This window comes from Pseudocitrobacter sp. 2023LY-00077, from assembly GCF_055796175.1.
Genome location: NZ_JBSPEI010000002.1, coordinates 394146 through 420273, shown reverse-complemented (window position 1 = coordinate 420273; position 26128 = coordinate 394146). Strand labels below are relative to the sequence as shown.

Annotated in this window: 27 protein-coding genes, 1 tRNA gene and 1 rRNA gene; 15 read left to right on the top strand and 14 right to left on the bottom strand. The window is 54.7% G+C overall.

Going from position 1 to position 26128, the window contains the following annotated elements:
- Nucleotides 1–4 precede the first annotated feature (4 nt).
- Nucleotides 5–120, top strand: a 5S ribosomal RNA gene (rrf, locus tag ACWWFX_RS04415).
- 302 nt (nucleotides 121–422) lie between these two features.
- Here rrf and ACWWFX_RS04410 read toward each other — a convergent pair.
- Both ACWWFX_RS04410 and ACWWFX_RS04405 read right to left on the bottom strand, forming a co-directional pair.
- Nucleotides 423–498, bottom strand: a tRNA-Phe gene (locus tag ACWWFX_RS04410).
- A gap of 104 nt (nucleotides 499–602) precedes the next feature.
- On the bottom strand, nucleotides 603–1313 hold the full coding sequence (locus ACWWFX_RS04405) for a DUF554 domain-containing protein (protein ID WP_276223788.1): 711 nt from the start codon (nucleotides 1311–1313) through the stop codon (nucleotides 603–605).
- A gap of 257 nt (nucleotides 1314–1570) precedes the next feature.
- Between ACWWFX_RS04405 and ACWWFX_RS04400 the strand changes: the two genes are divergently transcribed.
- Nucleotides 1571–3706 (top strand): ornithine decarboxylase, encoded by a 2136-nt coding sequence (locus tag ACWWFX_RS04400; RefSeq protein ID WP_473223295.1) that lies wholly within the window; start codon nucleotides 1571–1573, stop codon nucleotides 3704–3706.
- A 122-nt stretch (nucleotides 3707–3828) separates the two neighbouring features.
- Here ACWWFX_RS04400 and ACWWFX_RS04395 read toward each other — a convergent pair whose 3' ends face one another.
- Nucleotides 3829–4521 carry a response regulator gene (locus tag ACWWFX_RS04395; protein ID WP_276223784.1) on the bottom strand — a complete coding sequence of 231 codons (693 nt, stop codon included), beginning with the start codon at nucleotides 4519–4521 and terminating at the stop codon, nucleotides 3829–3831.
- Nucleotides 4511–6148 carry an ATP-binding protein gene (locus ACWWFX_RS04390; RefSeq protein ID WP_473223294.1) on the bottom strand — a complete coding sequence of 546 codons (1638 nt, stop codon included), beginning with the start codon at nucleotides 6146–6148 and terminating at the stop codon, nucleotides 4511–4513. Before ACWWFX_RS04390 ends, ACWWFX_RS04395 begins: the two co-directional genes overlap by 11 nt.
- A 322-nt stretch (nucleotides 6149–6470) precedes the next feature.
- Between ACWWFX_RS04390 and ACWWFX_RS04385 the strand changes: the two genes are divergently transcribed.
- The 8 genes from ACWWFX_RS04385 to citG are packed head-to-tail and all read left to right on the top strand — an operon-like array spanning nucleotide 6471 to nucleotide 13813.
- A complete protein-coding gene (locus tag ACWWFX_RS04385; protein ID WP_276223780.1) occupies nucleotides 6471–7832 on the top strand; it encodes a 2-hydroxycarboxylate transporter family protein in 1362 nt (453 codons plus the stop codon).
- A 23-nt stretch (nucleotides 7833–7855) separates the two neighbouring features.
- Nucleotides 7856–8719: a fumarylacetoacetate hydrolase family protein gene (locus tag ACWWFX_RS04380; protein ID WP_015963045.1), complete on the top strand. Its 864-nt coding sequence runs from the start codon at nucleotides 7856–7858 to the stop codon at nucleotides 8717–8719.
- A gap of 15 nt (nucleotides 8720–8734) precedes the next feature.
- Nucleotides 8735–9757 carry a [citrate (pro-3S)-lyase] ligase gene (gene citC / locus ACWWFX_RS04375; protein ID WP_473223293.1) on the top strand — a complete coding sequence of 341 codons (1023 nt, stop codon included), beginning with the start codon at nucleotides 8735–8737 and terminating at the stop codon, nucleotides 9755–9757.
- 18 nt (nucleotides 9758–9775) lie between these two features.
- A complete protein-coding gene (citD, locus tag ACWWFX_RS04370) occupies nucleotides 9776–10066 on the top strand; it encodes a citrate lyase acyl carrier protein (RefSeq protein ID WP_473223292.1) in 291 nt (96 codons plus the stop codon).
- Entirely contained in the window at nucleotides 10066–10941 is an 876-nt protein-coding gene (gene citE / locus ACWWFX_RS04365; RefSeq protein WP_231826266.1) for a citrate (pro-3S)-lyase subunit beta, read from the top strand. Before citD ends, citE begins: the two co-directional genes overlap by 1 nt.
- A 10-nt stretch (nucleotides 10942–10951) precedes the next feature.
- Nucleotides 10952–12475 (top strand): citrate lyase subunit alpha, encoded by a 1524-nt coding sequence (citF, locus tag ACWWFX_RS04360; RefSeq protein ID WP_473223291.1) that lies wholly within the window; start codon nucleotides 10952–10954, stop codon nucleotides 12473–12475.
- Nucleotides 12475–13014 carry a citrate lyase holo-[acyl-carrier protein] synthase gene (citX, locus tag ACWWFX_RS04355; RefSeq protein ID WP_473223290.1) on the top strand — a complete coding sequence of 180 codons (540 nt, stop codon included), beginning with the start codon at nucleotides 12475–12477 and terminating at the stop codon, nucleotides 13012–13014. Before citF ends, citX begins: the two co-directional genes overlap by 1 nt.
- Nucleotides 12992–13813 (top strand): triphosphoribosyl-dephospho-CoA synthase CitG, encoded by an 822-nt coding sequence (gene citG / locus ACWWFX_RS04350; protein ID WP_276223769.1) that lies wholly within the window; start codon nucleotides 12992–12994, stop codon nucleotides 13811–13813. The genes citX and citG overlap by 23 nt, the downstream gene beginning before the upstream one ends.
- 123 nt (nucleotides 13814–13936) lie before the next feature.
- On the opposite strand, the gene ACWWFX_RS04345 is transcribed toward citG, so the two are convergent.
- The 4 genes from ACWWFX_RS04345 to mutY all read right to left on the bottom strand — a co-directional run bounded on the left by ACWWFX_RS04345 (nucleotide 13937) and on the right by mutY (nucleotide 17885).
- Entirely contained in the window at nucleotides 13937–15196 is a 1260-nt protein-coding gene (locus ACWWFX_RS04345; RefSeq protein WP_276223767.1) for a nucleoside permease, read from the bottom strand.
- A gap of 202 nt (nucleotides 15197–15398) precedes the next feature.
- The gene (mltC, locus tag ACWWFX_RS04340) at nucleotides 15399–16481 is read right to left on the bottom strand and encodes a membrane-bound lytic murein transglycosylase MltC (RefSeq protein ID WP_276223765.1); all 1083 of its coding nucleotides are present in this window, start codon (nucleotides 16479–16481) and stop codon (nucleotides 15399–15401) included.
- A 43-nt stretch (nucleotides 16482–16524) separates the two neighbouring features.
- Complete coding sequence (locus ACWWFX_RS04335) at nucleotides 16525–16800, bottom strand: oxidative damage protection protein (protein ID WP_276223763.1); 276 nt, start codon at nucleotides 16798–16800, stop codon at nucleotides 16525–16527.
- A gap of 26 nt (nucleotides 16801–16826) precedes the next feature.
- The gene (gene mutY / locus ACWWFX_RS04330; protein WP_276223761.1) at nucleotides 16827–17885 is read right to left on the bottom strand and encodes an A/G-specific adenine glycosylase; all 1059 of its coding nucleotides are present in this window, start codon (nucleotides 17883–17885) and stop codon (nucleotides 16827–16829) included.
- Nucleotides 17886–18035: 150 nt separating this feature from the next.
- Between mutY and trmB the strand changes: the two genes are divergently transcribed.
- The 3 genes from trmB to ACWWFX_RS04315 are packed head-to-tail and all read left to right on the top strand — an operon-like array spanning nucleotide 18036 to nucleotide 19852.
- Nucleotides 18036–18755 carry a tRNA (guanosine(46)-N7)-methyltransferase TrmB gene (trmB, locus tag ACWWFX_RS04325; protein ID WP_456146437.1) on the top strand — a complete coding sequence of 240 codons (720 nt, stop codon included), beginning with the start codon at nucleotides 18036–18038 and terminating at the stop codon, nucleotides 18753–18755.
- A complete protein-coding gene (locus ACWWFX_RS04320) occupies nucleotides 18755–19081 on the top strand; it encodes a YggL family protein (RefSeq protein WP_015963056.1) in 327 nt (108 codons plus the stop codon). The genes trmB and ACWWFX_RS04320 overlap by 1 nt, the downstream gene beginning before the upstream one ends.
- 51 nt (nucleotides 19082–19132) lie before the next feature.
- Entirely contained in the window at nucleotides 19133–19852 is a 720-nt protein-coding gene (locus ACWWFX_RS04315) for a YggN family protein (protein ID WP_149463238.1), read from the top strand.
- A gap of 146 nt (nucleotides 19853–19998) precedes the next feature.
- Here the strand turns inward: ACWWFX_RS04315 and ACWWFX_RS04310 are convergent, their stop codons facing one another.
- Nucleotides 19999–20385, bottom strand: a complete 387-nt coding sequence (locus ACWWFX_RS04310; protein WP_456146436.1) for an endonuclease domain-containing protein — start codon at nucleotides 20383–20385, stop codon at nucleotides 19999–20001.
- 150 nt (nucleotides 20386–20535) lie between these two features.
- Here ACWWFX_RS04310 and ACWWFX_RS04305 point away from each other — a divergent pair, with 150 nt between their 5' ends.
- Both ACWWFX_RS04305 and ansB read left to right on the top strand, forming a co-directional pair.
- Nucleotides 20536–21540, top strand: coding sequence for a DUF1202 family protein (locus ACWWFX_RS04305; RefSeq protein ID WP_473223289.1), 1005 nt, complete (start codon nucleotides 20536–20538; stop codon nucleotides 21538–21540).
- Nucleotides 21541–21721: 181 nt separating this feature from the next.
- Complete coding sequence (ansB, locus tag ACWWFX_RS04300; RefSeq protein ID WP_276223753.1) at nucleotides 21722–22768, top strand: L-asparaginase 2; 1047 nt, start codon at nucleotides 21722–21724, stop codon at nucleotides 22766–22768.
- Between the two features lie 38 nt (nucleotides 22769–22806).
- Here ansB and hemW read toward each other — a convergent pair whose 3' ends face one another.
- Genes hemW through ACWWFX_RS04275 form a run of 5 tightly spaced genes read right to left on the bottom strand, consistent with a single transcriptional unit; the run spans nucleotide 22807 to nucleotide 26113 of the window.
- Nucleotides 22807–23943: a radical SAM family heme chaperone HemW gene (gene hemW, locus ACWWFX_RS04295; protein WP_276223751.1), complete on the bottom strand. Its 1137-nt coding sequence runs from the start codon at nucleotides 23941–23943 to the stop codon at nucleotides 22807–22809.
- Entirely contained in the window at nucleotides 23936–24529 is a 594-nt protein-coding gene (locus ACWWFX_RS04290) for an XTP/dITP diphosphatase (protein ID WP_231826275.1), read from the bottom strand. Before ACWWFX_RS04290 ends, hemW begins: the two co-directional genes overlap by 8 nt.
- Before the next feature lie 8 nt (nucleotides 24530–24537).
- Nucleotides 24538–24828: a DUF167 family protein YggU gene (gene yggU / locus ACWWFX_RS04285; RefSeq protein ID WP_276223747.1), complete on the bottom strand. Its 291-nt coding sequence runs from the start codon at nucleotides 24826–24828 to the stop codon at nucleotides 24538–24540.
- Nucleotides 24825–25391 (bottom strand): YggT family protein, encoded by a 567-nt coding sequence (locus tag ACWWFX_RS04280; RefSeq protein WP_473223288.1) that lies wholly within the window; start codon nucleotides 25389–25391, stop codon nucleotides 24825–24827. The genes yggU and ACWWFX_RS04280 overlap by 4 nt, the downstream gene beginning before the upstream one ends.
- Before the next feature lie 8 nt (nucleotides 25392–25399).
- On the bottom strand, nucleotides 25400–26113 hold the full coding sequence (locus tag ACWWFX_RS04275) for a YggS family pyridoxal phosphate-dependent enzyme (RefSeq protein ID WP_473223287.1): 714 nt from the start codon (nucleotides 26111–26113) through the stop codon (nucleotides 25400–25402).
- Between the last annotated feature and the right edge of the window lie 15 nt (nucleotides 26114–26128).

Sequence of the window (26128 nt, the reverse complement as noted above, 5' to 3'; positions counted from 1 at the left end):
TTTGCCTGGCGGCACTAGCGCGGTGGTCCCACCTGACCCCATGCCGAACTCAGAAGTGAAACGCCGTAGCGCCGATGGTAGTGTGGGGTCTCCCCATGCGAGAGTAGGGAACTGCCAGGCATCAAATAAGCAGAAGGCCATCCGGAAGGATGGCCTTTTTGCGTTAGTGCGAAAAAACAGTTAAACGGCGCGAGCCTGAACCCTGTAGGCCCGGTAAGCGCAGCGCCACCGTGCAACACAGCGCGCACAACCTCTCCCTGACGACATCTTAACGATACCTGCCCAGGACAATACCCAACAGATTAAAACGCGTCTCGTGGATTACAGCGATGATTTAAAAGCGGAAAGGAGGAAAGCTGGATGAGTGGAGTACAAACCCCAGAAAAGCAAAAACCCAGCCAAAGGCTGGGTTCTTTAAATAGTGGTGCCCGGACTCGGAATCGAACCAAGGACACGGGGATTTTCAATCCCCTGCTCTACCGACTGAGCTATCCGGGCAACGAGGCGCATTAAACCTTATTCACCTCTCCGCGTCAACGGAATTTATAAAATTTGATGCGAATTGCGCAATATATCATCACCTTGCTGCATTTGCACGCGACTCAGGCGAAAAAGGCGGTCCACAGGATAGAAATCGGCATCGCCAGTATCAGGGCCGGCAGCATATTCACCACGGCAAACATTTTGATACCGCAAATCCGCAACCCGGTCGCCAGTAGCAGCATGCCGCCGACGGCGGTGAAGTCGGCCATCATCATCGGCGTAGTGAGCGGCAGCAATAGCGAGGCGCTCATGGCCAATGCAATCTGAATCACCAGCATCGGCACGGCGATTGCCGAAACGGCGATGCCCAGCGTGCAGGCGAAAATCGTCGCCGTAAAGAAATCGAGAAACGCTTTGGCGATAAGAATCGATGCGTCTCCGGTCATCCCTTCTCGCATCGCGCCGAAGATCCCCGTACCGCTGGCGCAAAACAGCACGATGATGGCGACGTAGCTCTGAATAAACGTCTCCTGATTGTTGTTGCTCTTACTCCTGCGCGACAGCAGTTTCTTCAGCTTACTCACGCCGTTGTTGATGCCTTTCTCGAGCAGACAGAATTCGCCGATGAGTGTTCCCAGTAACGTCGCTAACACCATAACCGGAAGGTTCTCGCACTTCACCACTAACAAGATACCAATCCCAAGCGATGTCAGACCAAAAATAGAGGTCATGGAGCTGCGAATACGTTCCGGTAAACGCTGACTGAGAAGTGCGCCGAGGATACCGCCTAATAAGACGGCCCCGGCATTAATAAATGGCCCAATAACCACGCTGACTCCTGTAAAATAATCCCTTGAGTATGACGCTATTATGACCTGGTTAATCGGTTCAGTGTGGGTTAAATCGACATTCTCGCCGACAGGGGGCATCTTGCCCCTCTCGGTGAAAGGTGCCATGATTGCGCGATTTTTCTCCAGCCAGGCTATCGCTGTCGAGGCTGGAACTCCGTTGGGCCCCTGATGTTTCGCGGGGCAAGGCTGAATGTCTTGTCCTGGTTTTTACTTTTCCGAAATGGGTTGTTGCGCCGATGAAATCACTGCATATTGCCGCCAGCGCGGAGCTGGTCTCTCAACTCTCCACTCACCGTCGCGTGGTGGCGCTGGACAGTACTGACTTTACCGACGTTGCCGCCGTCGTCATTACCGTGGCGGACAGCCGTAGCGGTATTCTGGCGCTGCTTAAGCGTACCGGGTTTAATCTGCCGGTCTTTTTGCTCGCGATGGAGGGTGTGGATGCTCCTGCGGGCGTTGATGCAGTGATCACTGGCAAAGCACAGGAGTGGCTGGAGCTGGAATCCGCCGCCTGCCGCTATGAAGAGAATCTGCTGCCGCCGTTTTTCGATACGCTGAGCCAGTATGTCGAAATGGGCCACAGCACGTTCGCCTGTCCGGGCCATCAGCACGGCGAGTTTTTCAAAAAGCACCCGGCGGGCCGCCAGTTTTATGATTTCTTCGGTGAGAACGTCTTTCGTGCCGATATGTGCAACGCCGATGTCAAACTGGGCGATTTGCTGATCCACGAAGGCTCTGCGAAAGATGCGCAGAAATTCGCGGCAAAAGTATTCCATGCCGACAAAACCTATTTTGTGCTTAACGGCACGTCGGCCGCGAATAAAGTCGTCACCAACGCACTGCTGACGCGCGGTGACCTGGTGCTGTTTGACCGTAACAATCACAAATCCAACCACCACGGCGCACTGATTCAGGCCGGGGCGACGCCGGTCTATCTGGAAGCCGCACGTAACCCGTTCGGCTTTATCGGCGGTATTGATGAGCACTGCTTTAATGATAGGTACTTACGTGAGCTCATCCGCGACGTTGCGCCGGAAAAAGCGGAGGACGCGCGTCCCTTCCGTCTGGCGGTGATCCAGCTCGGCACCTACGATGGCACTATCTATAATGCGCGTCAGGTGGTGGATAAAATCGGTCATCTCTGCGACTACATTCTGTTTGATTCCGCGTGGGTCGGCTACGAGCAGTTTATCGATATGATGGCCGATACCTCTCCACTGCTGCTGGAACTTAACGAGAACGATCCGGGTATTTTTGTCACCCAATCGGTGCACAAGCAGCAGGCCGGATTCTCCCAGACCTCGCAGATCCACAAAAAAGATAACCATATTCGCGGCCAGGCGCGTTTCTGCCCGCACAAACGGCTGAATAATGCCTTCATGCTTCACGCCTCAACCAGCCCGTTCTATCCGCTGTTTGCCGCGCTGGATATCAACGCCAAAATTCATGAAGGTGAAAGCGGACGTCGTTTGTGGGCAGAATGCGTTGAGTTGGGGATCGACGCGCGTAAAGCGATCATTGCTAACTGCAAGATGATCCAACCCTTCGTGCCGCCAGAGGTGGATGGCCGCCCATGGCAGAGTTATTCGACCCAAACGCTTGCCAGCGATCGTAAGTTCTTTAGTTTTGCGCCGGGCGCGCGCTGGCACGGATTTGAAGGTTACGCGCAGGATCAGTACTTTGTTGATCCCTGCAAACTGCTGCTCACCACGCCGGGGATCGACGCCACAACCGGCGAATATACGGCGTTCGGGATCCCGGCGACGATTCTGGCGCACTACCTGCGCGAGAACGGTATCGTGCCGGAGAAGTGCGATCTCAATTCCATTTTATTCCTGCTGACGCCTGCCGAGAGCCGCGAGAAGCTGGCGCAACTGGTGGCGATGCTGGCCCAGTTTGAGCAGCACATCGAAGACGACACGCCGCTGGCTGACGTACTGCCGACGATATTCAACAAGTATCCGGTGCGTTATCGCGATTACACCCTTCGCGAACTGTGCCAGGAGATGCACAATCTTTATGTCAGCTTTGCCGTAAAAGATCTGCAAAAGGCGATGTTCCGCAAAGAGAGCCTGCCGAAGGTGGTGATGAACCCGCAGGATGCCAACCGCGAGTTTATTCGTGGTAACGTGGAACTGGTGCGTATCAGTGAAGCGGAAGGGCGGATTGCTGCGGAAGGCGCGTTACCGTACCCGCCAGGGGTGCTCTGTGTAGTGCCTGGCGAAGTATGGGGTGGTGCGGTTCAACGTTACTTCCTGGCGCTGGAAGAGGGCGTAAACCTGCTGCCGGGCTTCTCACCGGAGTTGCAGGGGGTTTACAGCGAAACCGATGCCGATGGAATCGAGCGGTTGTTTGGCTATGTGTTGAAGTAATTTTTTTGGCCCCTCACCCCGGCCCTCTCCCACCGGGAGAGGGAGAAAACCAGAGCTGACCTTTCAGTTCTGCACAGTCAGTTCCCTCTCCCTGTGGGAGAGGGTTAGGGTGAGGGGGCCCTTCAGGCCGCACTCCGCTTATACATCCTGCGCGGATGCCCAATCTTGCCATACAGCATCTCAACGCTCAGAAAACCGTTATCCACGCCGTGCTCCAGATAGCGGCGTGCAGTGGTCTTACTCAACCCGGTCTCGCTCACCACCTCATCAACCGAGAAGCAGTACGCCGGTTGGTCATTAAACAGTTTTTGCACCCGCGCCAGCGTATTCTCTTCAATGCCCTTACTGCCGCCGTCCTGGCGATAATTTTTCGCCTGCAACTGGTAGAGCGAGTCAACGTTCTGCTGATCGACTATCTTCCACACGCGTTGTTGCTCGTTAAACTGCACAAAGCGCTCCAGCGACTGGCTCAACCGCTTCCACGATACCGGCTTGAGAATATAGTCGAACGCCCCGTTGCGAATAGCCTGGCTACAGGTGTCCATATCGCTGGCGGCGGTAATGAAAATCACCGAACAGTTAGCCCGCATCACCAGTGGATTATTGATAAGCGTGATGCCTTTGCCATCCGGCAAATAGTTATCCAGCAAAACCAGCTGCGGCTGCTTTTCCGCAAGCTGCATTTGCGCCTCGGCCAGCGACCCGGCGATCCCCACCAGGCGCAATCGCGGATGCTTGCTAATCAGTTCCGCATGAAGCTGGGCCAGTTCGTTTTCATCTTCAACGATCAGTACATCGATAAGTTCATGTTGCATAATCAGTCTCTTCCTGCGCTGGCGTGGCGCGTCGTGCCTCTCCCCCTGCGGGGATGAAAAGAGAAAAAATGGTGCCGCGCGGCGTGTTATCCGCCACTTCTATCGCACCGCCTGCCTGAGTGACATAGCTTTCAATCAGGTAGAGGCCAATGCCATGGTCACCGTGAATTTTGGTGGTAATGCCGCGTTCAAAAATGCGTTCACGCACTTCAGGATCAATGCCGACGCCCTGATCCGCCACTTCGATAATCAGCTCATGTTCAGTGAGTTTTATCAGTACTTCAACCGGCGCGTGCGGAAGCGCAGATCGCTGGGTGGCTTCAATCGCGTTGTCCAGCAGGTTGCCGATAATGGAAATGAGCTCCGTTTCGCTAAGCGTAGTGAAGGGTTTATCCATCAGACAGGCAGGATCAAACGCCAGCTCGACGCCTTTCTCACGTGCGCGTGCGGCTTTACCCAGCAGCAGCCCGCACAGGGTCGGCGAAGCAAAGCGTGAGGAGATAAAATCCAGCAGCTCCTGCGCGTGTTCAGACTGCGCCTGGATATAGCCAATCGCCTCTTCGTAGCGCCCCATATGCAGCATCCCAGATAAGGTGGTCATACGGTTAAGCTGTTCATGGCGCATGATGCGCAGGTTATCGACATAGCGCTTCACCTGGCTAAGCTGCGCGCTCAGCGAGTCGATGTCGTTGCGATCGCGGAAGGTGATGACCCAGCCCTGAAGCTCGTTCTCAAGCATGATGCGTACCCGGCTGGCGATAACCATCGACTGATTAAAGTGGCAAATTTCGTCATGCGTATCGCGGGCGAGCATGGTTTCAGGGGCAAAAAACGGCACGGGCGAGATAACCTCACTGATAAGCTGCCCGCGCAGATGGCGGGTCGGTTGGCTCAGCGAAAGCAGTTTACGCGCGGCCTGGTTAATCACCTCGATTCGGCAGTTTTTATCAATGGCGATAACGCCCTCGTAGATGGATTCCATCATCGCCTTTTGTTGACGCACCAGCAGGCCAATTTCGCGCGGCTCCAGTGAGAAAATCTGCTTCTTAATGCTGCGGGTGAAGAACCATGAAAAGATAAACAGGGCGATCAGCAGCAGCACGGCGGCCAGAAGAATATTGACGACTTTGTTCACCGTAATCGCGTCGAGATAGCTGGTGAGATATCCCACTGAAACAATCCCAACCACCTGACCTGCATCATTCAAAACAGGCGCTTTGCTGCGCAGTGAAATCCCAAGCCCACCTTTGCGAATGGTGGTGGTACTTTTTCCGGCCAGCACCTCGGTGTTATCGCCGCCCACCAGTTCTTTTCCCACGCGGTCCTCAAACACCGAATGAAACAGATGCATTCCCTTATTATCGCCAATCACAATAAAACTGGCGTCACTGTGCGCGGCCAGTTTCTGCATATACGTTTTAATTGCTGCAATATCTTTATCGGCGACTTCCTGACGCAGTGAAGGAATAAGCGCAATCTCTTCTGCTTGTATTCTGGCGCGCCCGCTCATTTCCTGATAAAGCTGTCTTTCCATATCGACATAATAATAGCTACCCAGTAATGCAAACAGCACCGAGAAAAAGGCAACCAGCGATATAAACAGTTTTATCTGGAATGACAACTTCATGACTATCACGCACGTTAGCAACCGGAACGCCTAATGTATCACCTTTTGTACGGGTGGCTTCTGTTTTTACGGAAAGTTGTGAGCCTTTGCACATCACCTCGAAGCTTTGCGAAAATAATTCATGCAGGAAAGTATTTATTCGCGATTTAATAAAAGAAACCATAAAAACCACGCTAATAAATAAGCGGTAAGTCACACAAAATAAAAGAAACCTTAAAAACCATAGATGCCATTAAAACTCTGGTTTTAATATGCATTCCCTCACATAAAGTATGCCTTCGTAGCCCTAAGCTGAACGTGAAAAATAACCAAGGGGCTTATTATGAGCACAACTGATGATTCTTTCTCTGTACCTCACGACCCAATAGATATGCAGCGCCCGGCGCTGAAAGAGCGCTGGTGGCACATTATGGATACGTGGAAAGTGGGTATTATCCCGCTACCGCTATTCTTACTGGCCGGTGTACTGATTGCCATCGACTGTTTAGGCGGCAAGCTGCCGAGCGATATTGTGGTGATGGTCGCCACCCTGGCGTTCTTCGGTTTTGCCTGTGGTGAATTTGGTAAACGCCTGCCTATCGTCGGCAAGCTGGGCGCGGCGGCGATTTGCGCCACCTTTATTCCGTCCGCGATGGTCTACTACGGGCTGCTGCCGGATGTCGTGGTGGAGTCCACCACCAAATTCTACAAATCGACCAACATTCTTTATCTCTATATCTGCTGCATTATCGTTGGCAGCATTATGAGCATGAACCGCACGGTGCTGATTCAGGGCTTCCTGCGCATCTTCTTCCCTATGCTGTGTGGCGAAATCGTCGGCATGATTGTGGGAATGGGCGTCGGCCTGGCGTTGGGGATGGAACCGTTCCAGATCTTCTTCTTTATCATTCTGCCGATTATGGCGGGCGGCGTCGGGGAAGGGGCGATCCCGCTTTCCATCGGTTATGCCACGCTGCTGCATATGGACCAGGGCGTTGCGCTGGGACGTGTTCTGCCGATGGTTATGCTCGGCGGCCTGACTGCGATTATTATCTCCGGTTGCCTTAACCAACTGGGTAAACGCTATCCGCATCTGACCGGTGAAGGCCAGTTGATGCCGAATCGCGCAAATGCAGATACCACCGCTTCACAGCCTGTTGTCTCTGGCAAAACGGATGTCACTACCATTGCATCTGGCGCATTGCTGGCGGTGCTGCTCTACATGATTGGCATGCTCGGCCACAAATTGATAGGCCTGCCTGCGCCGGTTGGCATGTTGTTTGTCGCGGTACTGGTCAAGCTGTGCAACGGGGCGTCTCCGCGCCTGCTGGAAGGCTCCCAGGTGGTGTACAAATTCTTCCAGACTTCCGTTACGTATCCGATTCTCTTCGCCGTGGGCGTAGCGATCACCCCATGGCAGGAACTGGTGAATGCGTTCACCCTCAACAACCTGCTGGTGATTGTCAGCACCGTCTCTGCGCTGGTCGCCACAGGCTTCTTCGTCGGTAAAAAAATCGGTATGCACCCCATTGATGTCGCCATCGTCTCCTGCTGCCAGAGCGGCCAGGGCGGTACCGGCGATGTGGCGATTCTGACCGCAGGCAACCGTATGAGCCTGATGCCATTCGCCCAGATTGCCACGCGTATCGGCGGCGCGATTAACGTCTCCGTCTCGCTGCTGGTACTCGGCAACTTCCTTGTTTAATTGATGTACGCAGGAACAGAACAATGAAACTCGCAAGCTTTACATATCAGGGTAATCGCAGCTACGGCATCGTCAATGCCGAAGGTGTGGTGGATTTAGGTCGCCGTCTTGGCGACCGCTACAGCGACCTCAAGGCGCTGTTACAGGGCGATGGTTTAACTCAGGCCCGCCTGTTCGCCAATGAACCGGCCGATCTGAACATGGAGGCAATCACCTTCTTACCGGTGATTGAGCATCCGGAAAAGATCCTCTGTGTGGGCATGAACTACGCCGAAAAACGTAAAGAGTTTGACCAGCACAACCCGGCACCCACGCTGTTTGTGCGTTTCCCGGATTCGCAAACCGGCCATAACTCGCCAGTACTGAAACCGCGCAGCTCCAATGAGTTCGATTACGAAGGTGAACTGGCGGTCATCATTGGCAAAGGCGGCGAAAATATTACCCGTGATGATGCCCTGAACCACGTGGCGGGTTACAGCTGCTATATGGATGGTTCCGCCCGCGACTGGCAGCACACCTGGTTTACCGCCGGGAAAAACTGGCGCCAGACTGGGGCTTTTGGCCCATGGATGGCGACGGCTGATGAAATCCCCGATCCGCATCAACTGGCAATCCGCACCTGGCTCAATGGCCGCATGGTGCAGGAAGACAACACCAGCAGCATGATCCACAAAGTCGCCGAGCTGATTGAGTACATCAGCACCTTCACCCGTTTAAGCCCGGGCGACGTGATCATCACCGGCTCACCTGGCGGCGTCGGTAAAAAGCGCAATCCGCCGCTGTTCATGCACGAAGGCGATCGCATTGAAGTTGAGATCGAACATATCGGTCACCTCAGCAATGTGATTATGGAAGCGCCAGCGCAGACGCTGACGGCAGCACACTAACCGGCAGGTGACAGGATGCAGTCGCAACCCGCAATCGACTTCAGGGTGACGGAAGTCGCTAAACACCCGGCACGTCTGATTCAGATCCGCCAGCTCCTGGCGGACAGCGGTCTGGGCATGGATGCCGACATCACGTTGTTTGTAGAAGCCTGGTCCGATTCGCAGCTGGTGGGCTGCGCGGGCCTTGCCGCTAACGTTATCAAATGCGTGGCGGTGGATAAGCAACTCCGTGGCGAAAACCTCAGCGCGAAGCTGCTGGCGGAAGTGGAAAACGTGGCCGTGGATCGCGGTCATTTTCACCTCTTCCTGTGCACCCGCCCCAGCAATGCGGAGCGGTTTCAACGCAGCGGCTTCTGGCCGATTGCGCAAAGCGGCAGTAATGCCGTGCTGATGGAAAACACGCCGCAGGGGATCGCACGTTACTGTCGCTCGCTGCAACGTTTTCGCCATGAATGCGCGCGCACGGGGGCCATCGTCATGAATGCTAACCCGTTTACGCTGGGGCATCGCCATCTGGTTGAACTGGCGGCATCGCGCTGCGACTGGCTGCATCTCTTTGTCGTACGAGAAGACGCGTCATTCTTCCCGTTTAGCGCTCGGCTGGCGATGGTGCGCGCAGGCGTTGCCCATCTGCCGAATGTCACGGTGCATGAAGGTTCGCAGTACATCATCTCCCGTGCCACTTTCCCGGCCTACTTTTTGAAAGAAACCGGCAAGGTGCAGCGCGCCTGGAGTGAAATCGATGCGCTGATTTTCCGCGAGCACATTGCCCCGGCGTTAGGCATTACCCACCGCTTCATCGGTTCTGAACCTTTCTGCGACGTCACGCGGCAGTACAACGAAACGCTGCATCAGTTGCTGGACGGCCGCATCGAAGTGGTGGAGGTGCCGCGTATTCGGGCGACCGGCAGCGCGATTTCTGCATCCGAAGTGCGCAGATTATTAAAAACAGAACAGTTTTCCCGTATTCGGGAGATCGTACCAGAAACCACTTTCGCCCACCTGGAAGCGCATTATGGCGCGGTGGAAGTGGCGTAAACATTCAGGGAATACATCATGAAAATAGTAAGGGAGGCGCTGGCCGGTACGCAGGAGTCCAGCGACCTGATGGTGAAAATCGCCCCCGCCGACGGTGAGCTGGAGATTGTCATCCACAGTGAAGTGATTAAACAGTTTGGCGAGCAGATCCGCCGGGTGGTTGACGAGACGCTACAGCGCATGGGCGTGGTGCAGGGGCTCATTATCATCGAAGACAAAGGCGCGCTGGATTGTGTCATCCGTGCCCGTTTGCAGAGTGCGCTGCTGCGCGCTGCCGATGAAAAAGCCATCGCCTGGGAGGCTCTCTAATGAATAAACTTCGCCGCAGTATGCTGTTTTTACCCGGCGCGAACGCCGCCATGCTCTCTACCGCATTCATCTACCGCCCCGACTCCATCATGTTCGACCTGGAAGACGCCGTGGCGCTGCGTGAGAAAGACACCGCGCGTCTGCTGGTGTTCCATGCTCTGCAACACCCCATGTATCAGGATATCGAAACCGTTGTGCGTATTAACCCGCTGAGTACGCCTTTTGGCCTGGCGGATCTCGAAGCGGTGGTTCGTGCGGGCGTTGATGTGATTCGCCTGCCAAAAACCGATACCCCGGAAGATATCTTCGAACTCGAAGGTCACCTTGAACGCATTGAGCGTGAATGCGGGCGTGAAGTGGGCTCCACGGGCGTGATGGCGGCGATTGAATCTGCCGTGGGCGTCATCAATGCCGTGGCGATTGCCCGCAGCTCTCCGCGTCTGATTGGTATCGCCCTGGCGGCGTTCGACTACGTGATGGATATGCAAACCGAGCGCAGCGACGGCACCGAGCTGTTCTACGCGCGTTGCGCTGTCCTGCATGCGGCCCGTGCCGCAGGGATCGATGCGTTCGACGTGGTGTGGTCAGACGTCAATGATGAAGCCGGTTTCCTGCGCGAAGTTGAGCTGATCCGCAAAATGGGTTTCAACGGCAAATCGCTGATTAACCCACGCCAGATTGACCTGCTGCATAACGCCTATGCGCCAACGCAGCAGGAAGTGGACCACGCGCAGCGCGTTATTGAAGCGGCGGAAGAGGGCGAACGTAACGGCCTGGGCGTCGTATCGCTCAACGGAAAAATGGTCGATGCACCGATTATTAACCACGCGCAGCGGGTGCTGGAACGCGCCGCCGCGTCCGGCGTGCGTCGTTAAGGACAGAAAAATGAATCAGACAGAACTTCTTCATGTGAATTTCCCGCATCTGCGGGCGTTAAAACCTTTTGATACCGCACATAGCGCCACGCCGTGGCTGGATAACCTGGAAACGAAACATCAACGCAAACTTTGCGACTCGCTGGAACAGGCGATTGAACGTAGCGGCCTGCGTGACGGCATGACTATCTCCTTCCACCATGCATTTCGCGAAGGCGACCGGGTCATTAATACAGTGGTCGCTCTGCTGGCGAAAATGGGTTTTAAAAATCTGACCCTGGCCTCCAGTTCGCTGATGACCTGCAACGACGCGTTGATTGAGCACATCGAGCGCGGCGTGATTACGCGGATTTATACGTCCGGCATGCGCGGTAAACTGGCAGATGCGATTTCCCACGGTTTGATGGATGAGCCGGTACAAATCCACTCTCACGGGGGCCGGGTGAAGCTGCTTCAGGACGGTGAGCTGAACATCGACGTGGCGTTTCTTGGCGTGCCGTGCAGCGACGAATTCGGCAACGCCAACGGTACGCAGGGAAAATCGTGCTGCGGTTCGCTGGGCTACGCGATGGTTGATGCGCAGTTTGCCCGCAAAGTCGTGCTGCTGACCGAAGAACTGGTGCCGTTCCCCAATATGCCGGCAAGCCTGGTGCAGGATCAGGTGGACTACATCGTGCAGGTTGAGAGCGTCGGCGACCCGGCGAAAATTAGCGTCGGGGCGGCGCGCGTGACCAGCAACCCGCGCGAACTGATGATTGCGCGTTATGCGGCGGATGTGATTGAGCACTCCGGCTACTTCCGCGACGGTTTCTCGATGCAAACCGGTTCCGGCGCAGCGGCGACCGCCTGCACGCGCTTTATGGAAGAGAAAATGGAGCGCAGCGGCGTCAAAGCCAGTTTCGCGCTCGGCGGAATTACCGGCAGCCTGGTCGATCTTCACGAGAAAGGGCTGATTGGCAAACTGCTTGATACCCAGTGCTTCGACGGCCAGGCCGCAGCGTCGCTGGCGCGAAATCCGAATCACGTCGAAATCTCCACCAACGTTTACGCCAACCCTGGCAGTAAAGCGGCATGCTGTGACCAACTGGATGTGGTTATCCTGAGTGCGCTGGAGATTGACGTCGATTTTAACGTCAACGTGATTACCGGTTCGGACGGCGTAATGCGCGGCGCATCCGGCGGACACTGCGACGTGGCGGCAGCGGCCAATCTCACCATCGTCGTTGCGCCGCTTCTGCGCAGCCGCATTCCAACGGTGGTGAAGCGCGTAACGACTCGCTTAACACCCGGCGAAAGCATTGATGTGCTGGTCACCGACCACGGCATCGCGGTGAATCCGGCTCGCCCGGAAATTCGCGAACGCCTGCTGGCGGCCGGGCTAAAAGTGGTGGATATCGACGACCTTTATCAACGTGCAATTTCCCTGACCGGCAACCCGAAACCGATTGAATTTACCGACAAAATTGTCGGCGTGATCCGCTATCGCGACGGCAGCGTGATTGACGTCGTCCGTCAGGTGAAGGAGTACGCATAATGGAAACGATGACGCCCGTTGTTGAGGGCGTCAGTCTCGATGCGCTGTTGGCGGCGAAAGAGCGCCGCGCCGCGCGTCAGGCTGACTGGCTGCAACACTATCAACAATCGCTGATTTCGCTGACGCTGGTGACGCCCGGTGCGGTGAAAGACAGCATTCGCTATCGCAATACGATGGGCGTGGCGCTACAGGCCTGCGACCAGATGCTGTGGGGCAATGGCTGGAAGGTGCTCGACCGCCAGGTGCTGTGGCTGCCCACGGGCCCGGAAGCACTGTGGTGCGTTGCGCATCAGGCGCCGGAACTCAAAGCGCACTGTGCGGCGCTGGAACAAACTCACCCGCTGGGGCGTCTGTGGGATTTGGATGTGATCTGCCCGCAAAACGGGCACGTAGGGCGCTTATCGCTCGGGTCACATATGCGCCGTTGCCTGATTTGTGACGAAGCCGCGCACGCCTGCGCCCGCTCGCGCGCCCATCCGGTTGAAGAGGTTGTTGCCCGCGTGGAGGGCCTGATTGATGGCTGGTTTGCTCGCGATTAAACCCCGCGTCATCAACGTGGCGGCGCTGGCAGAAGAGGCGCTGTGGCAGGAGCTTGAACTGACGCCGAAGCCGGGGCTGGTGGATAAAAACAATAACGGTTCGCATCGTGACATGGACCACGCGTTGTTTGTGCGAAGTATTCAGGCCATCTCGCCGTGGTTTGCGCGCTTTGACGACGCGGGGCGTGAGTTTGCCCTGCGTACCGATAGCGAGCAGCTCGCCTTGCTGCGCCCCATCGGCATCGCCTGCGAACAAGCCATGCTGCGCGCAACCCACGGAGTGAACACACATAAAGGCGGTATTTTTGCATTAGGGCTGCTGTGCTTTGCCGCCGGACGACTGGCGGAAAAAGGGATACAGATTAATGTCTTGTCGCTTTCCTCGCAGGTAAGCGGGTTATGCCAGGGAATGGTTCAGCGGGAATTAGCCTGCCGCCAGAGTAGAGCGACAGCAGGTGAGAAACAGTACCATCAGTTCGGCCTGACCGGCGCACGCGGCGAGGCCGAAAGCGGGTTTGCGACGGTGATGCGCCATGTGTTGCCTTACTGGAACCCGCGTGCCATGCACGAAATGCTGCTGCGTTTGATGGCGGTGAATCCCGACAGCAATCTGGTGTCCAGGGGCGGAATGGCAGGGATGCGCTACGTGCAAAGTTATGCACAACAACTGCTATCACGCGGCTGGACGTTAAAGGATCTACATGAGATGGACAAGCAGTTGATTGCCCGGAATTTAAGCCCGGGCGGAAGTGCGGATTTGCTGTCGGTCGCGTGGGTGTTGGGGGGATTGTGCGGCTAGCTGCCCTCACCCCGGCCCTCTCCCACAGGGAGAGGGAGAAAATCAGCACACACTTAGCCGGTTGCACGGTCGGTCCCCTCTCCCTTGAGGGAGAGGGTTAGGGTGAGGGGGTAATGTCCCCTCTTACTGCACCACCGCCTGCGCGGCACCGCTTTCATTACGCACGTGTTTATATTTAAACAGCGCAACAAACGCGAACGCCAGCACCAGCGAATAGCCGGCGAAGATCAACCACACCGTCTGCCAGTCCGTCACGCCATCAAGTGTGAACATCTCCACCACTTTACCGCTGGCAAAGCCACCCAGGATGCAGCCGAAGCCGTTAGTCATCATCAGGAACAAACCTTGCGCACTGGCACGAATGGCGGGGCTGACTTCTTTCTCCACAAAAACAGAACCGGAGATGTTAAAGAAGTCGAAGGCGCAGCCATAGACAATCATCGACAGCACCAGCAGCACGGTGCCGAACGGCGTTGGGTCGCCGTAGGCAAACAAACCGAAACGGAACATCCACGCGACGATACTGATTAACATCACGTTCTTAATGCCATAGCGGCTCAGGAAGAACGGAATCGTCAGAATGAACACGGTTTCAGAAATCTGCGAGATGGACATCAACACCGACGCATGTTCAACAATGAAGCTGGTGGCGAACAGCGGGTTTTTATCGAAGCTGTGCAGGAAGGTATTACCGAACATATTGGTAATTTGCAGTTCAGCGCCCAGCAGCATGGAGAAGATAAAGAAAATCGCCATACGTTTGTTTTTAAACAGTGCAAAGGCATCCAGGCCCAGCATGGAGGTCCAGCTCTGATTTTTCTGTTCTTTGGCGACCGGGATGTACGGCAGCGTCAGGGTAAACAGCGCTAACGCCAGGGACAGGACCGCCCCGATGTAGAGCTGCATGTGGCTCAGCTCAAATCCGGAGAAGCTCACCGCCCACATCGCCAGAATAAAGCCGATGGTGCCCCAGATACGAATCGGCGGGAAGTCAGTAACGATGTCCATCCCTGCCGATTGCAGGCGGTAGTAGGAGATGGTGTTAATCAGGCCAAGCGTTGGCATGTAGGCCAGCGAGTTGAACAGGATAACCATGAACATTGCGCCTGGCGTGGTGACTTCCGCCGCCATAAAGAGGGTTCCCGCGCCGACCAAATGGCACAGGGCATAAACCCATTTGGCGCTGATCCACTTGTCGGCAATGATGCCCAGCAGCGTAGGCATCAAGACCGCTGCTATACCCAACGTACTGTAAACCGCGCCAATCGCTGCCCCATCAAATTTGAGGGTCACGAACATATACGAGCCCAGCGTTGTCAGCCAGCTGCCCCACAGACAGAACTGCAGAAAAGAGAGTATTTTCAGCTGCAGCTTAAGGTTCATGTTAATTTCCTCACAATATGATGGTAGTGATGTTTTTATTAAAACATTTACGAGCCAAATTTGAGGCGATTCTATCAGTGGCGGGCGTGAGGATTTGTTAACTGCGGCAGAAATTTGCAATCATTACGTAGTTGCAATCTGAAATAGTGACGTGGGTAACAGTTTGGATTTGCCCTTCCCGTGAAGGAAGGACGAAAGTGGGTTATTTACGACGGTAACTCTTCTGAGCTGTATTCACCTTATAGAGATAGCGACGAGATTCCGCAGACGGATGACGCGTGGTCAGGGTGGTATACACATCGCCCGGTGCCATGCTGTTAATGATTTGCGCAGCCTGGATCTTATCGTTCGAGAAGACGCGCAGCACGCTGCCCGCGCCGCCGTTATAGGCGGTGATCACCGCATAACGCCGTGATGTTGGGTTATCGATACCGGAAAGGTACACATTGCCAAGCATCGCCAGATACGCGGTACCCGTATCAATGTTGCTGGCCGGGTCGAACAGGAAGCTGCGGCTCGGCGTGCCCGATTTCCCCTGTGAGCGGAATACATCTTTCCCGGCGCTGTGCTGCACTACCTGCATCAGCCCCAGCGCATCGGAACGACTGACGGCGTACGGGTTGAAAGAGGACTCGGTCTGCATAATCGCCAGGATCAGCGACTCATCGACGCCATATTTGCGCGACGCCTGACGCACCATACCGATGTATTTATGCGCACGCTGGTCAAGGTGATTGGGCACCAGATTAATGGTAATGCTGTAGATCATCCGAATGCCGTTGCTGCGGCTTTTCATTCGCGTTTGCAGCAGATAATCAGCAAACCGCGCGGCGCGCCATTCCCAGCGAATCGCCTCGCCGGTGTTATCGACCACCTGGCCATAAAGGAACGGTTCTTTGGAGATCTGAATATCGTTGGCGTCGGAGTAAAGGTCGATAGAACCCGGATCGTCGCCCATCAGCAGCGTCTGGATAATCGCCTGGCGTAGATGCGCTGCCGGTTCGGTGCCGGAGATGGTCTCGACGGTAATGGTTCCTTCGTCGAAGTTGATGTGGCTACGGGTCTGGTAGCCGTCGGTGTATTTAACATAGTCCTTCGGGCCTGCGATAAGAACTTCGTTAAATCCCCAAATATTTTCAATGTTATGGGCAAATTGCCCCATCAGAATATCAAAACCGTTGGTGTCCTTAACCCAGGCTTCATTATAGGAATCACCCTTTTTGGAGCCTGAGCAGGAGATAAGCAACGGCGCAATCAGAGCCAGTGCAAATAATTTTTTCATCATTCCGGGAGCGCGTGTTGTGTTGGGCTAAAGGGCCAGAGGGCCCTTATTGTTTTTCTGGCGGAGTGTAGCCTTCGATGTGCACATCTTTACCTTCAAACAGGAAATTCACCATTTCCTCTTCCAGAAGTTTGCGATGTTCCGGGTTCATCATGCTCAGTTTTTTCTCGTTGATGAGCATGGTTTGCTTGTGCTGCCACTGCTTCCACGCCTCTTTGGAGATCTCGTTAAAAATACGCTTGCCCAGCTCGCCTGGGTAGAGCTGAAAATCCTGACCTTCAGCGTCGCGCTGCAGGAAAGTACAAAAAATCGTTCTGCTCATGATAAATCCTCTTTTTTCACTGACGCTTACGCTAATGCGCCAGCGCGTAACTGCTGCAACAACCGCTCCACGGGAGCCGCCAGTCCAACGGACGGTGGCTGGGCTAAGTTATACCAGAGAGCGCTGCCTTCATCCATGCAAGAGGTGAAGGAGGACACGGGAAGCCACATTGGCACAATATCCAGATGGAAATGGCTGAATGTGTGGCGAAACGCGGTTAATTGCGTAAGATTCTCAGCGGTTATCTGTCGTGCATCCAGCCACTCGCGAAGCGCCGCTTCATCTTCAAACTGCGGAAAACAGTACAGACCGCCCCACAAACCGCTCGGCGGACGCTGTGCCAGCATCACCTCGTCGCCCTGTTGCATCATCAGGAAATAACCGGTGCGTTCAGGTAACGTCTGCTTCGGTTTTTTACCCGGATATTGCGCCCAGCTATGGTTCGCGTATGCCACACAACCTGTGTTCAGCGGGCAAAGCTCGCACTTCGGTTTCGAGCGCGTACAGACCATCGCGCCTAAATCCATCATCGCCTGATTAAATCGCTCCACGCCTTTCGCGGGCGTGACTTGCTCGCTGATCTCCCACAGTTTTTTCTCAACCTCTTTCTTGCCGGGCCAGCCGCTTACAGCATAGCAGCGCGCCAGCACGCGTTTGACGTTACCGTCGAGAATCGGAAAATGCTGACCGAGAGACAGCGAAAGGATGGCTCCCGCCGTTGAACGCCCGACGCCGGGTAAGGCGGCCACCTCCTCGAAGGTTTCCGGGAAGCGCCCGTTATGCAGCGTCGCCACCTGCTGCGCGGCTTTATGCAGATTACGCGCGCGGGCGTAGTAGCCGAGGCCGGTCCACAGATGCAGCACTTCATCCAGTGGCGCATTGGCTAAATCGGTTATCGTGGGAAAACGCGCCATAAAGCGTTCAAAATAGGGAATGACGGTGGCAACCTGGGTTTGTTGCAACATCACTTCAGAGAGCCATACTTTGTAGGGCGTCTTGTTAAGTTGCCAGGGCAGGGTTTTACGCCCGTATTTGTCGTACCACTCCAGTACCTGGGCCGAAAATTGAGACGCTTGTAAGGTCAAAGCAGGGTTTCCGATATCGCACTATTTGGGTGGCAGATTGCAGCACAGCGGCACTATGGTGTAAACAGGAACTTTCCGGTGCTTGCATCCGGCAACTAACTTTGGATAATGCCCGTTTCCCGAACACTCTCACAAGCAGACAATACTTTTATGAAGAACGACGTCATTTCACCGGAATTTGATGAAAACGGCCGCCCGCTGCGCCGAATTCGCAGCTTTGTGCGTCGCCAGGGGCGACTGACCAAAGGGCAGGAACACGCATTAGAAAACTACTGGCCGGTGATGGGCGTTGAATTCAGCGAAGATCCTGTCGACTTTGCCACGCTGTTTGGCCGCGAAGCGCCAACCACGCTGGAAATCGGTTTTGGCATGGGCGCATCGCTGGTGGCGATGGCGAAAGCGAATCCGCATCAGAACTTCCTCGGCATTGAGGTTCACTCGCCGGGCGTGGGTGCTTGCCTGGCGACCGCGCATGAAGAGGGCGTAGAAAACCTGCGCGTGATGTGCCACGACGCGGTGGAAGTGCTGCACAAAATGATCCCTGACAATTCTTTAACCATGGTTCAGCTCTTTTTCCCTGACCCGTGGCACAAAGCGCGTCATAATAAACGCCGTATCGTTCAGGTACCGTTTGCTGAACTGGTGAAGAGCAAGCTCAAACTGGGCGGTGTTTTCCATATGGCGACCGACTGGGAAGCCTACGCGGAACATATGCTGGAAGTAATGTCTTCCCTTGAAGGGTATAAAAACCGCTCAGAAACGAACGACTATGTACCGCGTCCGGAATCACGTCCGGTAACCAAATTTGAACAACGTGGCCATCGTCTTGGTCACGGCGTATGGGACTTAATGTTCGAGAGGGTGAAATAATGGCAAAGAATCGTAGCCGTCGTTTGCGTAAAAAAATGCACATCGATGAGTTTCAGGAAATTGGCTTCTCTGTAGCGTGGCGTTTCCCGGAAGGCACCAGCGAAGAGCAGATCGACCAGACGGTTGATAAGTTCATTGAAGAAGTGATCGAGCCGAACAAGCTGGCGTTTGACGGCAGCGGCTATCTGGCCTGGGAAGGTCTGATTTGCACCCAGGAAATCGGCAAATGCACCGAAGACCATCAGGCTCAGGTGCGTAAATGGCTGGAAGACCACAAATTCGAAGAAGTCCGCACCAGCGAACTTTTCGACGTTTGGTGGGACTAAATTAGCATCGGGGCCAGCATACGCTGGCCCGTTTTCTATCGAGGGATTTGTATGATGCGTCAAACGCTGCTGGCGGCGGCACTTTCGTTAACGGCATTATCCGCCCATGCGGATTACCAGTGCAGCGTCACCCCGCGTGATGATGTGATCCTGAGCCCGCAAACGGTGCAGGTCAAAGGCGAGAATGGCAATCTGGTCATCACCCCCGACGGTGGCGTGACCTTTAACGGCAAACAGTATTCCCTGAACGCCGCACAGCGCGAACAGGCAAAAGATTATCAAACCGAACTGCGCAGCGCGCTGCCGTGGATCGATGAAGGCGCGAGAACGCGCGTTGAAAAGGGCCGCGTTGCGCTGGATAAAATCATCGCCAAAGAAGTGGGCGAGAGCAGCAACATGCGCAGCCGTCTGACCAAGCTGGATGCCCAGCTTAAAGCGCAGATGAACCGTATTATCGAGCATCGTACCGATGGCCTGACGTTCCATTACAAAGCTATCGATGAAGTCCGCGCTGACGGTCAGAACCTGGTGAACCAGGCAATGGGCGGCATCCTGCAGGACAGTATTAACGAAATGGGCGCGAAAGCTGTGCTGAAAGGCGGCGGTAACCCGTTACAGGGCGTACTCGGCAGCCTGGGCGGCCTGCAAACCTCCATTCAGAACGAATGGAAAAACCAGGAAGCGGATTTCAAAGCGTTTGGCAAAGATGTCTGCGGGCGCGTGATTGCGCTTGAGGACAGCCGTAAGGCGCTGGTGGGGACGCTGAAGTAGAGCGCTGACCCCTCACCCTAACCCTCTCCCGCAGGGAGAGGGGACCGATAGTGCAAATACGTAGTGTTGTCACCGACCTTCTCCTTCTCCCCCTCCCTGTGGGAGAGGGCCGGGGTGAGGGGAAGCAACAGCACAATTGTTTGAGCTCAGCTCCGACCTTCTCCCTCTCCCTGTGGGAGAGGGCCGGGGTGAGGGGCGCGGGTTTGCAGATGTCTTAAAATTGTCAGCAGAACCCCCTCTTCATTATTTCTAAAGTCATTATTCCAGAAACGTAAAACCAACCACCCCTGTCGTTCTAAGAAACCAGTGCGCATCTCGTCATATTCAACACATTCGGCATGCTGCCCTCCGTCCAGTTCGATAATCAGTGCCGCTTTGTAGCAGGCAAAATCAACAATGTAATTCCCAATTGGCATTTGCCGACGAAACTTAAAACCATGAAACCGTCGCCCCCTCAACAAATACCACAGCCGCAGTTCTTCCTTCGTTTGCTGGCGCCGTAGCGTCTTCGCATATTCCCGTCGTTTCTCCATGCCCTCATCTTGTCACCACGCTCAACCGCCGTCAGATCTCATAATCAAAACTGGAACCCGTCTTCCAGAGTACTTTCAGATTCTGTTTATCCTTCCCCCGCGGACGAGTTTCGTATGATGGTGTCCTTACTCACTAAAAGGATTTAACCGATGAAATTAGCCTGGAAAACGGCGGCGTTGCTGCTGTGGTGCTTTTCACTTCACGCGCTTGCTGCCGATAACACGCCCACTGATGACGTTATCAAACAACAGTTCGCCAAAGATTCCGGCGGGATGTTGCGTCTGGACTCATTCACCTTGCGGCAGCTTGATGCCGTGGGAAATCAGGCGACGTATCAGGTGGATGGCGATATGTCCTCTACCGACAATCTGTACACTATTGTCGAGGGCGCTGGCGATTATCTCTTTTATGAAAGGACGTGGACAAAAGGGCAGCCTGTTAAGTTTTCAGCCATGATGCAGGCCGTGGGGACGAAAGACTCCGGCTGGAAAACGACCTTCTTTTCTATGCAAACCGCCGCGAAGAATGTCGGCAGACCGTTTGAAGCGGGAGAAGATCGCAGCAAAATGCTGGTGGTTAACGACGCTCACTTCATGACCGAGCTTGGCAAGGTAGAAGCAGACTTTGCACGAAGGAAGGCGACTGCGGATAAAGACCTTGCTCAGCAAAAGGCGCTGAAGCAGAAAATTGCTGCAATCGACGAGAAAATCAGCCTTTCGTGGGGAAAAGATGCCAACGGTAAACCGCTCGATCGCAGCGCGGTACAACAAGAGAAACTGGAAAAAATGTACGCCGTGGATCGTGAAAACGATCCGCTAAAATTCGAAAATCACTACCTCGAAACCGTCTACGAGCCCGCGCTCGCAGCCTGTCAGCAAAAGCTCTCCTGCGATGCAACACCGTTGTACGATGCTCGCGACAAAGCTTTTGCCGATCATCGCAACGCGTTTTATACAAAACATACGCAAATGGCCGGGAAGATAAGGGAAGATATGGCGGCGCTGGATAACAACGTCGCGCCTTTGCGTAAAGAGCAGGGCGAGCTGCGCAGACAGCTGGTTGCTCTCGAAGTCAGTACCCATGAGTTCACTCGTGATTATAAGTGGTGGCGAGAAGCGCTCGAAAAAATGAAAAAAGAGGGCGTTATCCAGTAATCAAAACGTTGGGGTGCAAAATAGCGCCCCTACATCAACGGCACGCAACAGTGCCGTTTTGATAGCAATGTCTAAAATACACAATCTTATTAAGATATTTATCTGGTTAATGGAATGAGGTCACATTATTCGTCTTCTGCATTGGGATAATGCGACAAATTCACGTAACTGGAGAAATAACATGGAGTTTTTCAAAAAAACGGCACTGGCTGTACTGGTTATGGGTTGCAGCGGTGCTGCGTTAGCGCTACCCAGTGTAACGATACTGGCGACAGGTGGAACGATTGCGGGTGGAGGTGATTCAGCAACAAAATCCAATTACACCGCAGGTAAAGTGGGTGTGGAGAACCTCGTTAATGCAGTACCGCAATTAAAAGATATTGCCGTCGTTAAAGGGGAGCAGGTGGTTAATATCGGATCTCAGGATATGAATGATGACGTCTGGCTGACTCTGGCGAAAAAAATTAATAATGATTGTGCGGCTACCGATGGATTCGTGATCACGCACGGTACGGATACGATGGAAGAGACAGCTTATTTTCTCGATCTCACCGTCAAATGCGATAAGCCTGTCGTACTGGTCGGCGCGATGCGCCCATCAACCTCGATGAGTGCAGACGGCCCTTTTAATCTCTACAACGCGGTGGTAACGGCAGTTGATCCGCAATCTGCAAAACGCGGCGTGCTGGTCGTAATGAACGATACGGTTCTGGACGGGCGCGACGTGACCAAAACAAATACCACGGATGTCGCGACGTTCCGCTCAGTGAATTACGGGCCGCTGGGGTATATCCATAATGGCAAAGTTGATTATCAACGCACGCCGGCGCGTAAACATACTGCCGCCACGCCTTTCGATGTTTCAAACCTGAGTGAATTGCCGAAAGTGGGTATTGTTTATAACTACGCCAGTGCTTCCGATCTTCCGGCAAAAGCGTTGATTGAGGCGGGATATCAGGGCATCGTGAGCGCAGGTGTGGGTAACGGAAATCTTTATAAAACGATCTTCGATACGCTGGCGACAGCGGCTCATCAGGGCGTTGCAGTTGTAAGATCATCCCGCGTACCAACAGGCGCGACAACGGAAGATGCGGAAATTGATGACGCGAAATATGGCTTTGTCGCTTCGGGAACGCTGAACCCACAAAAATCGCGTGTCCTGCTTCAGCTTGCGTTAACGCAAACCAAAGATCCAAAACAAATTCAGCAGATGTTTAATCAATATTAACGGAAATGACCGGATGGCTCGTCGCCATCCGGTACCGGTTATTCTGCCAAAAACAGCTCCAGCAGCGAGTTCAAAAACAGCTTCCCGTGCTCGGTAATCTGCCAGTACTCCGCGCATTCGGTGAGATACCCCTGCGCCAGCGCTTCATCAATTTGCGGGCGAATCGCTTGCTCACTAAGCCCCGTATAGCGGCTAAACTCCGCGCGCGGGGCGGGTTCCAGCAGGCGGAAGCGGTTCATAAAGAACTCAAACGGTTTATCGGCTGCTTCAACATCGTGCTGGCGTTCCAGGTAGCGCCCTTCCATGTAACCGCGCGGATGGCGCGTTTTGGCAGTACGCAGAATGCGCCCGTTCGGGAAGGTAACTTTGCCGTGTGCGCCGCAGCCAATGCCGAGGTAGTCGCCAAACCGCCAGTAGTTGAGGTTATGCTGGCACTGATATCCCGGTTTCGCGTAAGCCGACGTTTCATACTGCTGATAACCTGCTGCCGTCAGCAGCTTATCGCCCTGCTCGAAAATATCCCATAGCGCGTCGTCATCCGGCAGCACCGGGGGGCGCGAGCCAAACAGGGTGTTAGGTTCGATAGTCAACTGATACCAGGAAAGATGCGGTGGATTGAGCGCAATCGCCTGGCGCAAATCGTCCAGCGCCTCTTCCAGAGACTGGTCCGGCAGGCCGTGCATCAGGTCAAGGTTGAAGCTGCGCAGGCCCAGGCCCGTCGCCAGATTCGCCGCGCGTTTGGCTTCTTCCGGGCCGTGAATACGCCCCAGACGTTTCAGCTTGGTTTCGCTAAAGCTCTGCACGCCGATGGAGATTCGGTTCACGCCCGCACGCTGGTAATCGACAAAGCGATCTGCTTCCACCGTGCCGGGGTTCGCTTCCATAGTGATTTCCGCATCCGCCGCCAGAGTAAGACGCGCACGCACGCCATCCAGCAGCGTTTGCATCGCCGGGCCTGAAAGCAGGCTCGGTGTACCGCCGCCAATAAAAATGGTCTTTACTTCACGTCCCTGCGCGTAAGCCACGTCAGCATCTAAATCACTCAGCAGATGCTGAACATAATCGTCGTGTGGCACCTCGCCTTTCAGCGCGTGCGAGTTAAAGTCGCAGTACGGACATTTCTGCACGCACCACGGGATATGAATATAAAGACTCAGAGGCGGCAAATTAGCCATTTCGTAACGCTTCCAGTAACTGTTTCAGCGCCTGACCACGGTGAGAGATGGCAATCTTCTCTTCACGCGTCAGCTCAGCGGCGGTTTTCCCCTCAGAAGGGACATAAAAAATAGGATCGTAGCCGAAGCCACCGTTGCCCGCAGGCGCGTGGGTGATAACGCCCGGCCAGCGGCCATGACACACCAGCGGTGTTGGGTCTTCCGCGTGACGAAGATAGACCAGCACACAGTGGAACTGCGCCTGACGCTGGTCGTCCGGCACATCTTTCAGCGTTTCCAGCAGTTTTTGCAGATTACGCTCGTCGGTCGCGCCTTCACCGGAATAACGTGCGGAATAGATGCCCGGCGCACCGCCGAGATAATCCACCGCCAGCCCGGAATCATCGGCAATCGCGGGCAGGCCGGTAACCTGCGACGCATGACGCGCCTTAAGGATCGCGTTCTCAATAAACGTCAGACCGGTCTCTTCGGCGGAATCGACGCCAAGGTCAGTCTGCGCAACGATATCGAGACCAAAATCGCTCAGCAACGAGGCGAGCTCGCGCACTTTACCGGCATTACCGGTAGCGAGGACAACTTTTTGCATGGGATATCCTAATTTATCAGGGCGTCGACGCCCGCTGGGATTTGCTGCGGATGAATGATTTTAACCTGTTTATGGCGGCCCAGTTCACCTTTCTCGATGATGACCTGGCTTTTGGCGACCTTAAACTGTTTGGCGAGGAACTTCACCAGATGGGCATTGGCCTGCCCATCGACCGGCGGGGCGGTAATGGCGACTTTTAATTCGTCGCCATGTTCACCCACAATGCTGTCACGGCTGGCTTTCGGCTGAATATACAGCCTCAGTACCAGCCCGTCGTCGCAGGATGTTACGGCACTCATAGCGCCATCCACAGCCCCGGCAGCAGCATGTTGCCCGTGGCCTGCAATACTTCGGCGATGCCCATATTAAGTACATAGAGCAGCAGCACGAGGATCATCGGCGAGAAATCGATACCGCCCATTGAAGGCAGCAGCTTACGAATCGGGCGCAGCAGTGGGTCGGCGAGCTGCATCAGCACAAACTCAACCGGGCTACGGCCCTGGCTTACCCAGCTCATAATCGCCATCAGCAGAAGCACCCAGAAGATGAGCAGGCCGACTGTTTTCAGCAAAATCAGCACCGCCGCAATCCAGATAATCGGCTGGAAGGTGATGACCATAAACAGCGTGATCGCTTTGATAACGCTTAAGATAAACGCAACCAGCAGAGATGAACTGTCGAGCGGCCCCATCGCCGGAATGATGCGGCGCAGCGGCCCAACGATAGGTTGGGTGATTTTCACCACAAACTGGGAGAACGGATTGTAAAAATCACAGCGCGCCCACTGCATCCAGACGCGCAGCAGTAGCACCATTGTGTACAGTTCAATCACTGTTGAGAGCAGGAAGGTCAACGTCTTCATGGCGTTCCTCAGAGTTCCTTATTTTTTGTGTAATCACGCGCACCGAAAATCGCGGTGCCGATGCGTACCATAGTGCTACCCGCCGCAATGGCGGCTTCCATATCGTCTGACATGCCCAGTGAGAGCGTATCGACTGTAGGGTAGTGCGTCTTCAGCCGCGCGAATGCTACCGCCATTTGTTGGGCGACGGCAAACTGCTTATCGTACTCGGTTTCCGGTGCCGGAATGGCCATCAAACCGCGCAGGCAGAGATTGGGCAGAGCGGAAACCTCCGCCGCCAACGCGTCAACCGCCTCGGGCTCGATGCCGGATTTACTCTGCTCATCGCTAATGTTGACCTGAATCAGCACGTTAAGCGGCGGCAAATGCGCAGGGCGCTGTTCGCTAAGCCGGGTGGCGATCTTCAGCCTGTCGACCGTATGGCACCAGTCGAAATGCTCCGCCACCAGGCGACTTTTGTTGGACTGCAACGGGCCAATAAAGTGCCATTGCAGATCCGTTATACCTTTGTCCTGAAAGAAGCGGATTTTTTCCACGCCTTCCTGAACGTAGTTTTCGCCGAATGCACGTTGGCCAGCAGCCATTGCTTCTTCGACGGCGCTCGCAGGTTTGGTTTTGCTGACTGCAAGCAGCGTAACTTCTTCTGAAAGCCGGCCGCATCGTGATGCAGCGGCTGAGATTTTGTCCCGGACCTGTGCCAGGTTATGCGCTATATCGTTCATATTTGCTGGTGGGTC